This window comes from Streptomyces sp. NPDC000880, assembly GCF_053599675.1.
On the sequence record NZ_JBSFMS010000017.1, the window covers coordinates 1 to 12,265 of the forward strand.

10 protein-coding genes are annotated in these 12,265 nt (G+C 70.7%); 6 read left to right on the forward strand and 4 right to left on the reverse strand.

The window, feature by feature from the left end:
* Positions 1-70 precede the first annotated feature (70 nt).
* Entirely contained in the window at positions 71-892 is an 822-nt protein-coding gene (locus ACWDO5_RS08295; protein ID WP_450529473.1) for a hypothetical protein, read from the reverse strand.
* A gap of 113 nt (positions 893-1,005) precedes the next feature.
* Positions 1,006-1,827, reverse strand: a complete 822-nt coding sequence (locus tag ACWDO5_RS08300; RefSeq protein WP_450529474.1) for a DUF4352 domain-containing protein — start codon at positions 1,825-1,827, stop codon at positions 1,006-1,008.
* A 215-nt stretch (positions 1,828-2,042) separates the two neighbouring features.
* On the opposite strand from ACWDO5_RS08300, the gene ACWDO5_RS08305 reads away from it, so the two are divergent.
* The 3 genes from ACWDO5_RS08305 to ACWDO5_RS08315 all read left to right on the forward strand — a co-directional run bounded on the left by ACWDO5_RS08305 (position 2,043) and on the right by ACWDO5_RS08315 (position 6,354).
* Positions 2,043-4,115, forward strand: a complete 2,073-nt coding sequence (locus ACWDO5_RS08305) for an N-6 DNA methylase (RefSeq protein WP_450529475.1) — start codon at positions 2,043-2,045, stop codon at positions 4,113-4,115.
* A 101-nt stretch (positions 4,116-4,216) separates the two neighbouring features.
* Positions 4,217-4,837 carry a hypothetical protein gene (locus ACWDO5_RS08310; RefSeq protein WP_450529477.1) on the forward strand — a complete coding sequence of 207 codons (621 nt, stop codon included), beginning with the start codon at positions 4,217-4,219 and terminating at the stop codon, positions 4,835-4,837.
* Complete coding sequence (locus tag ACWDO5_RS08315) at positions 4,834-6,354, forward strand: protein kinase domain-containing protein (protein ID WP_450529479.1); 1,521 nt, start codon at positions 4,834-4,836, stop codon at positions 6,352-6,354. Before ACWDO5_RS08310 ends, ACWDO5_RS08315 begins: the two co-directional genes overlap by 4 nt.
* A 22-nt stretch (positions 6,355-6,376) precedes the next feature.
* On the opposite strand, the gene ACWDO5_RS08320 is transcribed toward ACWDO5_RS08315, so the two are convergent.
* Entirely contained in the window at positions 6,377-7,306 is a 930-nt protein-coding gene (locus ACWDO5_RS08320) for a class I SAM-dependent methyltransferase (RefSeq protein WP_450529481.1), read from the reverse strand.
* 165 nt (positions 7,307-7,471) lie between these two features.
* Positions 7,472-9,853, reverse strand: a complete 2,382-nt coding sequence (locus ACWDO5_RS08325) for a YfhO family protein (RefSeq protein WP_450529483.1) — start codon at positions 9,851-9,853, stop codon at positions 7,472-7,474.
* A 124-nt stretch (positions 9,854-9,977) separates the two neighbouring features.
* Here ACWDO5_RS08325 and ACWDO5_RS08330 point away from each other — a divergent pair, with 124 nt between their 5' ends.
* From ACWDO5_RS08330 to ACWDO5_RS08340, 3 genes are all read left to right on the forward strand, one after another.
* Positions 9,978-10,955, forward strand: a complete 978-nt coding sequence (locus ACWDO5_RS08330; RefSeq protein ID WP_450529485.1) for a glycosyltransferase family 2 protein — start codon at positions 9,978-9,980, stop codon at positions 10,953-10,955.
* Entirely contained in the window at positions 10,952-11,365 is a 414-nt protein-coding gene (locus tag ACWDO5_RS08335) for a GtrA family protein (RefSeq protein ID WP_450529486.1), read from the forward strand. The genes ACWDO5_RS08330 and ACWDO5_RS08335 overlap by 4 nt, the downstream gene beginning before the upstream one ends.
* Positions 11,366-11,613: 248 nt before the next feature.
* A complete protein-coding gene (locus ACWDO5_RS08340) occupies positions 11,614-12,264 on the forward strand; it encodes a SurA N-terminal domain-containing protein (RefSeq protein ID WP_450529488.1) in 651 nt (216 codons plus the stop codon).
* Position 12,265 lies beyond the last annotated feature (1 nt).

Genomic DNA, 12,265 nt, shown 5'->3' on the forward strand with positions numbered 1-12,265 from the left:
TGGCCCCATGCGGCGGCACCGGACATGACGCGAAGAGGCCGCCTCGCGGGCGGCCTCCGGCGGTTGTACTTCACTGCTTGCCGAGCTTGTCCAGGTCGAGGATGTCATTGGCGGCCGGCTTCTTCGCCGGGACCGGCTTGTTGTACTCGGAGAAGGTCATCGTGCCCGGCTCGTCGCCGCCCAGCTGCTCGAACTTCAGCAGATACGGCTCACCGTCCGCGGCCACGTAGGCCGTGTACGTCTCCTTGCCGTCGGACTCGGTGATCACGGCCCTGCGGCCGTTCACCGTGGCCTCCCCGGCCCGGCGGGCGGCGTTGTCGTTGGCCTCCAGCCCCGCCAGCAGCTTGTCGAGTTCGCAGAGTTGAAGGCTGTCCCTGGCCTCGGGGTCCCAGGCGCCCGTCTTCACCCAGCGGCCCTTCATCATGTTGATCAACGCCGCTGTCTCCTCGGCCGACTGTCCCTTGCCCTGCTCCTTCAGGAAGGCCTCGTCGAATCGCAGATAGGCGGTGCTGCCCGTCTTGATCAGCTCGGCGGTCCCGCTGGAGCCGACGGACAGGGTGCCGGCGCAGTCGCCCTGCTTGCTGACGGCCATGTAGCCCTTCATCGGGCCGTCGGCCGTCTTCATCGTGATGTCGAGGGTCAGCGAGGTGGCCGCCTTGGTGGCTCTGACCGCGCTGTTGGCTATCTCGGGGCCGGACAGGCCCGCGAACGGCTCGGCGGCCCTCTTGTCCTCGGCGTTCTCCTTGGCACCCTTCGAACCTGCGGAGCCATTCGACCCCATGGAGTCGGCGTCCTCGCCGAGCGATCCGCAGGCCGCGCCGCCGAGCGCGACAACGGCGGCGAGTACGGCGAAGGCGGTGTGACGGCGGCGGACGGGAGCGATGGCATGCATGGCGGGTTCTCCGGGTGGGTCGGGACGGAGGGGGACTGGGCGGGAGAGTGCGGGAAGCGGGGCGCGAGGAAGGAAGGCTGGGAAAGGGGGTGGGTCAGGGACGGTATGGCGGATCAGAGCTTCAGCTCCCACTGCGAGGCGTCGTACGCCAGCCCCGGGCTCACCTCGACCGTCAGCTCCCCGGCGGCGGCCGGGGCGTCGAAGGCGAACCGCACCGTGGACTTCTTGCCGGGCAGGATCGTGCCGCTGAAGCCGCTGCCGACCTTCTCGTCGAAGATCTGCTCGGCGTTGACGCCGTCCTTCCCGGCGCGGGCGTCCGTCGTCAGCAGCACGGGGTCGAACTTCTTCTTGCCGCCGTTCTCGACGACCACGGTCACCTCGTACGCCTTGTTGCCCGCGGTATGACCGACGGCGAATTCGCTGGGGGTGTACGCCTTGGGCGCGGAGACCGTGATCTTCAGGTCGTCGTCGTAGACGGCCGTGTCACCGGCCGCGAGGCCCGCACCCTTGCCCTTGGCGTCGCCCTTCGCCGCACCGTCGCTCTTGCCGGCGGCCGGCTCCTTCGACGCGGTGGTGCCGGTGGCCGCCTTGTTGATCTCATTGACCGCCTGGTCCACGGCCTTGAAGGTGAGTACCGCGCCGACGATCGAGAGGATCAGCGCGACAAGTCCGAGGACCGCGCCGGTGGTGGTCACGCCCTTGTTGGTGGCCTCGCCGCGCTTCACCCGGCCGCGGCCCGACAGGCCCAGGATCAGGGCGATCAGGCCGAGGATGCCTGCCAGCCAGAAGAAGAAGGGGATCACGCCGGAGATGGTGCCGATGATCCCGAGCACCAGCGCGGCCGTGCCGAGGCCGTTGCGCATCGGGACCGGGGGCGGTGCCTGCTGCCCGAACTGCGGGGCGCCGTACTGCGGCTGCTGCATGGAATGGGACATGGATGTCCTCCGAGGACGTGGAGTGTGGTGGGGACTTACCGAAAAGTCCCGTGTAGCGACGAGTTAATGAGAACAAAGACTGTGAACCGAGTCAACATGATTCACAGTATTCAGATTCACTCACACTGTGAAGGCATAGGTCTTGCGTGCGCCGGTATGCTCGGCGACACAGCAGACGGGCAGGACCGGCTGGCGTGGGAGAGGGAGGCGGCCAGGTGCCGGAGAACGCAAGCGAGTTGACGGCCGCCGGGATCGCCCGGCTGGCAGGAGTCGGACGGGCGGCGGTCAGTAATTGGCGGCGACGGCACGCGGACTTCCCCAAACCCGTCGGCGGCACCGAGACCAGCCCGTCGTTCGCCCTGGCCGAGGTCGAGCAGTGGTTGCGTGACCAGGGGAAACTCGCCGAGGTCCCGCTGCGCGAACGGGTCTGGCAACTACTTGCCGACCACCCGGCGACGGCCGCCACCGCGCTGGTCCAGGCCGGCTGCACCCTGCTGCTCGTACGGGACAGGCCGAGCCTGTGGCAGGAGCTGACGGCGGCCTCCGACGAGCGCATGGCGGAACTGCTGCCGACCGCGATGGAGCAGGTGCTGGGGGCGCGCTTCGGCGAGGACCGCGGCGACCTCTTCCGTGAGCTCGGGGCCTCCGAACGCTCCTCGGGCGTGCCCTCGATCGCCGGAGGGGTTCACAGCGTGCCCCTGCTGCGCTCGGTCGCCGAGCTCGCCGCCGAGCTGGGCCACCGGCAGACCTACGAGTTCCTGCTCGGACGCTTCCTCGACGCCAGCCTCCGTCAGTACACCCTCACGCCGCCCGGCCCCGCCGCCCTCATGGCTGCCGTCGCCGGGCCCGCCGCGACCGTGCTCGACCCGGCCGCCGGAGCAGGCACCCTGCTGCGCGCCGTCGAGCACCCCGCCGCCCTCTACGCCCAGGACGTCGACCCCGACCTCACCGCGCTCACCGCGCTGCGCCTCGCCCTGCACTCCGACGCCACGGTCCGCGCCCGCTGCGGCGACACCCTGCGCGCCGACGCCTTCCCCGAGACCTCCCTAGACGCCGTGCTCTGCCACCCGCCGTTCAACGAGCGCAACTGGGGCCACGACGAACTCGCCTACGACCCGCGCTGGGAGTACGGCTTCCCGGCCCGTACGGAGTCGGAGCTTGCCTGGGTGCAGCACGCGCTGGCCCGACTGCGCCCCGGCGGCACCGCCGTTCTGCTGATGCCGCCGGCCGCCGCGTCCCGCCGCTCGGGACGGCGTATCCGCGCGGGCCTGCTGCGCCGCGGCGCGCTTCGGGCCGTCGTCTCGCTGCCGGCCGGCGCCGCGCCCCCGTACGGCATCCCCCTCCACCTCTGGGTGCTGCGCAGGCCCGAGGTGGGCAAGCCGCCCGCGTCCGAACTGCTGCTCGTGGACACCGCCGAGCTGGCCGGAGCCGCCGGCGGCCGCGACAAGCTCGACTGGCAGGCCGTCCACAGTGCCGTCCTCGACGCCTGGCAGCCCTTCGACCGGCACGGCACGGCCGAGGAGCGGCCGGGTGTCAGCCGCTCGGTCCCGGTCATCGAACTCCTCGACGACGACGTCGACCTGGCCCCCGCCCGGCGCCTCCCGCCCCCGGCCGCGGGCGGCGGCGCGGCCGAGTTGCTGCGTGTACGGAACCGGCTCGCCGACACCCTCCGGCTGGCCTCGGAGCTCACCCCGGCGCCCGGCACCCACGGCGAGCTGCCGGCACCCTGGCCCGTCACCACAGTCGGCGAACTCGCCCGCGCGGGCGGGCTGGTGATCCGCGCGGGCGGCCCGGGCACATCGTCCGCGGGCCCCGTTCCCGTACTCACCGAGCAGGACGTGCTCGCCGGCACCGCCCCCTCGGGCACGCTCCCGGAAGGCCCCGACGAGGAGCCCGTACGCGTCGAGGCGGGCGATCTTGTCGTGCCCGTCCTCGGCGGCGGATCCGTCGTACGCGTCGTCGACGAGGCCACGGCGGGCGCGGCGCTCGGCCGCAACCTCCAGCTGCTGCACCCCGATCCGGCGGCCCTCGACCCGTGGTTCCTCGCCGGGTTCCTGCGCGGCACCGCCAACACCCGTCAGGCCAGCAGCTATGCGTCCACCTCGACCCGGCTGGACGTACGCCGACTGCAGCTGCCCCGGCTGCCGTTGGCCGACCAGCGGCGGTACGGGGAACGCTTCCGCGCCCTGGCCGCGTTCGAGGACGCGCTGCGACTGTCGGGGCGGCTGGGGGAGCAGCTGGTCCAGGGTCTGTACGACGGTCTGACGGACGGCAGTCTCACGGCGTGACAGGTTCGACAACGGTTCCGTACAACCCCGCAGCCGTTGTCCGCGTCGGTGTATACGCTCGTCTTCGCAACCGCCTCGTCCCCAGGCCTTCAGGAGCACCAATGCATGGCCCCGGCTACATGCCGCCGCAGCCTCCGCGCGACATACCGACGTCGGTGATCGTGCTGCTGCGGGTGCTCTTCGCGATACTCCCCGTCCTCAGCTGCGGGATGCTGTCCTGGGGCACGATGCTGCGGCTCGCGCTCGTGACCCGGCGCGCACGGGACTGGGTGCTCTTCGCGGTGGTGCTGGTCTCCTTCATGGCCTGCTTCGGCACGGTGCTGTCGGACCCCACGGAGGGCCTGACTATGCCCCGGTCGGATGTAGCGATCGGCATCATGCTCGCCGTTGCCGTGGCCGTCGTGCCTTACTTCCTGTACGCGGACATCAAGCACTTCTCTTCCCGGGTCGCGCAGCCGTACTACGGGCCCACCGTGAACTACGGCCTGCCGCCACAGGCACAGCCGCTGCCGCCGACGCCGCCCGTGGCCGGATATGGCTACCCGGCGGTCTCGCACCAGCCGCAGTCCCAGCCGCAGTCCCAGCCGCAGTTCCCGCCCCACCCCCAGTCCCCGCCTGCCCAGCCCCGCATCGACCAGCCCCGCATCGACCAGGTCCGCGCCGAGCTGGACGAGCTCAGCGACTACCTCCGCAAGGAGCAGGGCCGGGAGCAGGGCCGGTGAACGGACGCGTCATCGCGAGCCGTTACGAGCTCTCCACCGTCATCGGCCAGGGCGGCATGGGCCAGGTCTGGACGGCGTACGACAACCGCCTCGACCGCCGCGTCGCCGTCAAGCTGCTCCGCCCCGACCACATGGCCGCGGCCACCGCCGCCGGCGACATGCGTCGCCGCTTCGTCCGCGAGTGCCGGGTCACCGCCCAGGTCTCGCACCCCGGACTGGTCACCGTCCATGACGCGGGCAGCGACGGCGAGGAGCTCTTCCTCGTCATGCAGTACGTCGAGGGAGCGGACCTCGCCGACCATCTTGCCGAGCATGAGCCGTACCCCTGGCCGTGGGCCGTCTCGGTCGCCGCCCAACTGTGCGCGGTGCTCGCCGCCGTGCACGCCGTGCCGATCGTCCACCGCGACCTCAAGCCGCGGAACGTCATGGTGAAGCACGACGGCACGGTCACCGTCCTCGACCTCGGCGTCGCGTCTGTCATCGACATGGACACCACCCGCCTCACCCACACCGGATCGCCCATCGGCAGCCCCGCCTACATGGCCCCCGAGCAGGCGATGGGCGGCGCGGTCGGCCCATACACCGATCTCTACGCCCTCGGCGTGCTGCTGCACGAACTCCTCAGCGGGAACGTCCCGTTCGCGGGCTCCACCGCACTCGGTGTGTTGCACCGCCATCTCTACGAGCCGCCGCTCCCGGTCCGCCAGCTGCGCCCCGAGATACCCGAGCCGCTCGAAGCGCTGGTCCTGCGGCTGCTCGCCAAGGACCCGCAGCACCGGCCGACGGGCGCGCATGAGGTGTACGAGGCGCTCGCGCCGCTGCTGCCCAGCCGCGGCGCGCCCAGGGGACCGCTCGACCCGACCCGGCCCTTCCTGCGCCCGCACGCCCCCTGGCCGGACCGCTTCGCCGCCCCGCCGCCCGCCGCGCCCCCGCTGCCGCTGACGCCACGCCCCGACGTCGCGGCCGCCGTCGACGAGGTCAAGCGCCTTCTGGGCGAGGGCAGCATCACCCAGGCCGTGGACATCCTCGGCGGGATCCTCCCGGCGGCCGCCGCCGAGCATGGCGAGCACTCGCCGGTCGTACGGATCCTGCGCAAGCAGTACGCGACGACGCTGATGGACGACGGGCAGTACCGCCGTGCGCTCCCGGAGCTGCGGCGGCTCGCCGACGACCGGGCCGCCGAGGCGGGCCCGGCCGACCCGCAGACGCTGCAGTTCCGCTATGACGCCGCGCAGTGCCTGGAGCAGCTGGGCGAGGCCGCCGCCGCGCTCGCCGAGTACCGGGCCGTCCTGCCGCACTACGAGAGCCGGCAGTCGGGCGGCGCGGACGGGGGCCGCGCCTTCGATATCCGCCACCGGATCGGGAATCTGCTGCTCGCGGTGGGCGACCACACAGCGGCCAGGCAGCAGTTGCAGGGCCTGCTGTACGACGCCGAGCGGGCGCTCGGGCCGTACCACCAGCTGCCGGTCGAGCTGCGACGAGCGCTCGACCGGCAACAGCAGTTCCACAGCGGGTAACCGCGGGACCGTCGCCGGACGATCAGCTCGCGCGCAGATACGCCGAGGTGGACACCCGCCCCAGCAGGGTCAGCCGAGAAGTCCCGCTCGCCAGATGCTTGTCCAGGGCGTCCTGCACCCCGGGCCAGGCCTTGTCGCCGTAGTCGTCGAGCACCACGATCCCGCCCGGGGCGACGATCTCCTCGACCCATTCCAGATCGGCCGCCACCCCGTCCATGGAGTGATCGCCATCCACCACGATCACCCCGTACTCCCGGTCGGAGACGGCGGCCCGCACGTCCGGATCGCCCGAGAAGCCCTGCTGGATTCGCGCGTCGATCACGGAACCGACGCCGCCGAGTGCCAGGTTGGCCCGTACGACGTCCTCGCGCACCGGCGTGCCCGTGGGATCCGTGCCCTGCATGGTGGTGCCGGGCTGCAGCTGCGCGCCCGCCAGCGGGTCGACGATCGTCAGGTTCGGTTCGGCCCCGGACCGGTGCAGCATCCGCATCAGTCCCGCGGCGAACATCCCGTACAGGGTGCCGATTTCGAGAACATTGCCGTTCGGGGGGGAGAGCAGTGGCACCGTGGCGAGCTTTCCGCACACGTTGGAGGTGGACCCCGCCAGCCTGCCCACGCCGAGTGACTCCAGGGCGATCACCGTGCGATAGGCGACGGTCACATTGCGGAGAGCGTGTTCACTGCCGTCCGTCACGCCCTGTATCTGACGTGCGAGGGTGTCGATCTGGGCGGCGGTGGGCGTCCGGTGGCCGCTTCGACCCGTCCCGTTGACGAGCAGGCCTAGCCCGTACTGCGGGTTCTGTACGGCGGCTACTTTTCGGTGGAGAGCGTCGAGATCGGCCTGCAAGGTCTGCGTGGCACGCTTCACATGCTTCTCGATGCGCCGTTCGATCATGGTTTCGGCTGGGCTCAAGACCCACTTCGCCAGCCGGTTCCGAAGGAGAGAGGCCATGCCGGGGAAGCTACGCCGCAGCGCCGCGGCGCGGGCCAAGGCGGGATGCTGCGTAGATGAAGTCCTGATGGCCATGCAGCGGCGGAATTGTGACCTCGGTACGACGGAACGCCACGTACCGCGGCAGGGCGACGCTCTTGCGGGGCTCGCCCCGTTGCCCGGTCCTCAGGCACCGGACGGGCTGGATCGGCCCGCCGTCCGGCGCGACCGCAACAGGGGCAGCAGGGCGAGGCACCCAAGTGTCAGCAGCCCTGCGGCCCCGATCGCCCCGCCCGCCTTCAGGCCCGGCGGGCGGAACGAGCAGTCGACCGTCGTCGTTCTGCCGTCCAGAGGTACGGCGACGAGCCCGAGGTAGGAGTCCGCGGGCTTGCCGTTGCAGCTCCAGCCCGCGATCCGGGGCGCGGCGAGGACGGCCGTCCCCTGGGTGCCGGGCGGGAGTTCGGCCCGTACGCCGCTGTCGGTGACCTCGAGAGACACCGGCCCTGTCGTCCTCAGCCGGTCCACGGCCGCGGTGAGCTTCGCCCGGTCCAGACAACCCACGGTCGTGCGGGGGTTGCCACGGCTGTAACTGATCGTCGAACCGGGGGAGTTCACGGTGCCGAGCGAGGTGAGCGCGGCACGCCGCTTGGGCTGTCCGCCGAGCAGCGTCACCTGCTCGTTGTCGCCGAGGCGGGCCTTGCCGGTGTAGTTCGGCGCCCAGAGGAAGGCCTCGCTGCCGACCGGGCAGGAGCCGTTCACCGAAGAGCCGTAGACCTGCGAGCCGAGCAGTAGCTCCTGGTTGCGGAACGGGTTCCAGTTGTACCGCCCCGCGACACCCGCGGGCCGCACCGTCAACAGCGGCGGCGTCCGGGCGGCCCGGGTCACCTCCGGGTGCTGTCCCGGCCTGGTGCGCACCCGTGCGCCGACGGCGAAGATCGCGTCGGTGACCGGGTTGTCCAGGGACTGCACACTGCGTCCGTTGGACGTCCAGCCCGCGCCGAGAGCGGCCAGCGTGCGGGTGTACACGTCGGGCGTGTGGCTGCTGTAGTACGCGCCGCCCTGGCCGCCCATCAGGATCGGATCGTTGCCGGTGAGCTGGTCGCGACCCGGGTCGGTGCGGTAGCGCGGCCAGCCGTCGGCCTTCGCCACAGCCGCCACCCGCTCGCTCTGCGGCTCGCCCCAGGCCGGGTAGTCGTCCAGCCTGCCGAGCCGCTGCCGGTCCGCGTACGCGGTGGTCGCCGCTGCCTGCCCGACCAGCGCGCCACTGAGCAGCAGCGCCGCGACCACGGCGTACTTGCCGCGCCTGGCGAGCAGCAGACCGCCCGCCACCGCCGCGATCCCGGCCGCCAACAGCGGGAAGGTCCAGGCGGTGACGAGGTCGCTGGTGGAGGCGGCGAGTGCGATCACGGCCACCACGGCGCCGCCGCCGAGCAGGGCGCGCCGCCCCGGCCAGTCGTGTGAGAGACAGATCCAGGCGGCGATCACGAGTATCCCGGCGAAGACGAAGGTCTGCCGGTACGGGCTGCCGTTGGGCGTCGCGAAGACATGCCACACCAGATGCGTCGGCGCCCACTGGAGTGACACCAGGGTCGCCGCCGCGAGCCCCGTCCACACCCACCGCTCGCGCCGCGGCACCGCGCTGTTGAAGGCGAGCGTGCAGGCCAGCAACATCGCGCCGCTGCCGAGGAAGACCGCGGGCGTGAAGAAGCTGTACGTCGCGGGCAGCGTGCGGGCGAACACATCGGCCCAGCCGGCCGGCGCGAACTCCTTCGTCCACCCGGGATAGGCGTGCTTGGAGCCGAGGAAGACGGGGATCAGGACGGGCGTGGCCAGCGCGATGCCGAGCAGTACGGCCCGGGCTGCCCGCACCAGCGCGCGCATCCGGTCCCGTACCGCCTTCTCATCGAGCAGCAGCCGTACGAGAAGCACCAGCGCGGCCCCGATGGTCGCCATGTACGCGGTGTAGAAGTTGGCGATCCACGCCACCGCGACGACCACCGGGCCGAGAACCGGCCGCCGTGCCGTGCGCGCCCACTCGCCGACCAGGCACAGCAGCGGGAAGGCGACGAGGCCGTCCATCCACATCGGGTTGTACGAGGCCTCCACGACCGACCAGCCGCACAGCGCGTACGAGCCGCCGAGCACCGCCGCCATCCACCAGCGCCCGCCGCTGTCCTTGCGCAGCGACAGCAGTAGCCAGGTCATGGCGGCGGCCGCGGTCGCCATCTTCAGCAGCGTGATCACATAGACGGCGAGGTCGATCCGGTCCCGGGGGAAGAGTCCGACCAGCATCGAGTACGGGCTGGTCAAATAGGTCCCGAGGTCGGGCAGAAAGCTGGTGCCGTATCCGGACTGCCAGTTCAGCAGCAGTCCGCCGTCGGCCCGCCCGTGCAGCAGATCCCACAGATGCGCATGAAATGGCACAAACTGATTGCCGAGGTCGTTCACGCTGCGTGTGTGCGGTCCGAAGGGGAAGCTGCGGGCGACGGCGTCACCGGCGCACACGGCGCCCACGGTGATCAGCGCGGCGAGGGCGGCGGCGCGGCCGCGCGCGGATTGCAGAGTCATGATTCCTCGAATATGCCAGCGCAGATGGTGAAAACCCTCCAGGGGAAGCCCAGTTCACGAAACGGTCGCCTGCGCGCCATGCGGGGAATCCGTACGGGACATTCGGGTGGGTTGTTCTTCTTCCGTGCTGATCTCGATAGTTGTCCCGTGCTTCAACGAAGAGGAGATCATCGGCCGCTTCCACGAACATGTGACCGCAGAACTCTCCCTGCTCGGGCAGGAATTCGAGCTGGTCTACGTGGACGACGGAAGCCAGGACCGGACGCTCCCTCTCCTCGAGGAGATCGCCGAGGCCGACCCTCGTACCCGCTATGTCTCCTTCAGCCGTAACTTCGGCAAGGAGGCGGCGATGCTCGCCGGGCTCCAGCATGCCGAGGGCGACGCCGTGGTCATCATGGACGCCGACCTCCAGCACCCGCCGGAACTGGTCAGGCGCATGCTGCAGCTGCATGAGGAGGGCTTCGACCAGGTCATCGCGCGCCGCACCCGCAAGGGCGACCGTGTCACCCGCACCGTCACCGCCCGTGCCTACTACTGGCTGATCAACCGGCTCGTCGACGTCGAACTGGTCGACGGCGTGGGCGATTTCCGGCTGCTTTCGCGCCGCACGGTGGACGCGATCCTCGAGCTCACCGAGTACAACCGCTTCTCCAAGGGCCTGTTCGCCTGGGTCGGTTTCCGCACCACGACCTTCGAGTACGAGAATGCGGTGCGCGAGCAGGGCCGCTCCAAGTGGAGCTTCGGCAAACTGCTCAACTATGGCCTCGACGGCCTGCTCTCCTTCAATAACAAGCCGCTGCGGGCCGCCGTCTATCTAGGGCTGCTGCTTGTCACGCTCGCCATGGCGTATGCCGCCTGGATTGTCGGTGTCGCCCTTGTGAACGGCGTGGACACCCCGGGGTATGTCACCCTTCTGGTGGTGGTCACGGCACTCGCCGGCGTGCAGATGCTGATGCTGGGTGTGGTCGGCGAGTACGTCGGCCGCATCTACTACGAGGTGAAGCGGCGACCGCACTTCCTGGTGAAGGCCACCAACGCCGGCCCTCCGCACCAGCAGGAAGGGGAGCGGCACAAACGCGACGGGGAGCTCGTAAGACGATGACGGTCCGGGTCCAGCTGGTCAGGTTCGCCCTGGTGGGGGTGGTGAACACCGGGACGTACTACGGCCTGTATCTGGCCCTGCTCACCTGGCTGCCCTATGTGGCGGCACATGTCGTCGCCTTCGCGCTCAGCATGGTCGGGTCCTTCTTCCTCACCTCGTACTTCACGTACCGGACCCGCCCCACCTGGCGGAAGTTCCTGCTCTTCCCGCTCACCAACGCGGCGAACTTCGTCGTCACCACGAGCGGCGTCTACTTGCTGGTGGACGTAATGCACTTCGGCAGTCGCTACGCCCCCCTGATCGCGGCGGCGGTGGCGGTACCGATCACCTTTGTGGTCTCCCGGACGATCATGCTGCGCCCGGAGCCGGCTCGCCCAGCGGCGCACGTTGAATGCGATGTGGCGGGATAACGGTGCCACCCGCTGTCCGCGCTGAAGATCGCGGCGCGGTACGTGGGCGCGGCGGCGACGGTGGCGGGCGCGGCGCTCGGCGGCGTGGGTGCGGGCCGGGCGGCGAAGGCCGGGGCTGCCGGGTGCATCGCAACTTCCGGCGAATCGTCGGCCGAATCAGTGGCCCAGGCCACGGAGACTGCCTAACATCGATCACCGCAGGGTCTTGTGCATCGTCGCACAATCACGCCGCACGCCGGGAGGCTCCTTTGCACCGCCGCCGTCGCACCGCGCTCACCGTCTCAGCCGCGCTGCTCGTCGCCGCGCCCCTCCTCGCCGCCTGCGGCAGTGAGGCTCACCCAGGGGCCGCCGCCGTCGTCGGTGGGGAGCGGATCGAGGTGGCGACCGTCCAGGCGAAGGTGAAGGACGTGCGCGCCGCCCAGCAGCGCTCCCCCCAGTCCGCCCAGCTCATCAAGGACAGCGGGCAGCTCAGCCGCGCCAAGCTGTACGACCTGATCGTCGAGCAGGTCGTACAGCGCGCCGCCGACGACGCCGGGGTCACGGTCAGCCGCAAGGAGATCCAGGACGGGCGGACCGCCCTCGTGCAGCAGTCCGGTGGCGAGGAGCAGCTCGCGGCCATGTATCTGCAGCAGCGCGGCGTCGCCCCCGACCAGCTGGACGATGTCGTACGCCGCGACGTCCTGGTCAGCAAGCTTGCCGCGACCCTCAGCGCGACCAACACCCCCGAGGGCCAGCAGAAGCTGAACCAGGCCTTCACCGCCGCCGCCCAGGCGCTGAACATCGACGTCAACCCGCGCTTCGGCGCCTGGGACGACAAGAAGCTGGAGCTGGGCGAGTACAAGGCTCCGTGGATCGCGCAGGTCAGCAAGGCGCCGGAGCCCGTCGGCGCGGGTGCGTAGC

Bases quoted from the DNA above. Each gene is read 5' to 3' on its own strand.
- ACWDO5_RS08335 (WP_450529486.1), top strand. From the start codon at position 10,952: ATGACGGTCCGGGTCCAGCTGGTCAGGTTCGCCCTGGTGGGGGTGGTG.
- ACWDO5_RS08295 (WP_450529473.1), bottom strand. From the start codon at position 892: ATGCATGCCATCGCTCCCGTCCGCCGCCGTCACACCGCCTTCGCCGTA.
- ACWDO5_RS08300 (WP_450529474.1), bottom strand. From the start codon at position 1,827: ATGTCCCATTCCATGCAGCAGCCGCAGTACGGCGCCCCGCAGTTCGGG.
- ACWDO5_RS08325 (WP_450529483.1), bottom strand. From the start codon at position 9,853: ATGACTCTGCAATCCGCGCGCGGCCGCGCCGCCGCCCTCGCCGCGCTG.
- ACWDO5_RS08320 (WP_450529481.1), bottom strand. From the start codon at position 7,306: ATGGCCTCTCTCCTTCGGAACCGGCTGGCGAAGTGGGTCTTGAGCCCA.
- ACWDO5_RS08310 (WP_450529477.1), top strand. From the start codon at position 4,217: ATGCATGGCCCCGGCTACATGCCGCCGCAGCCTCCGCGCGACATACCG.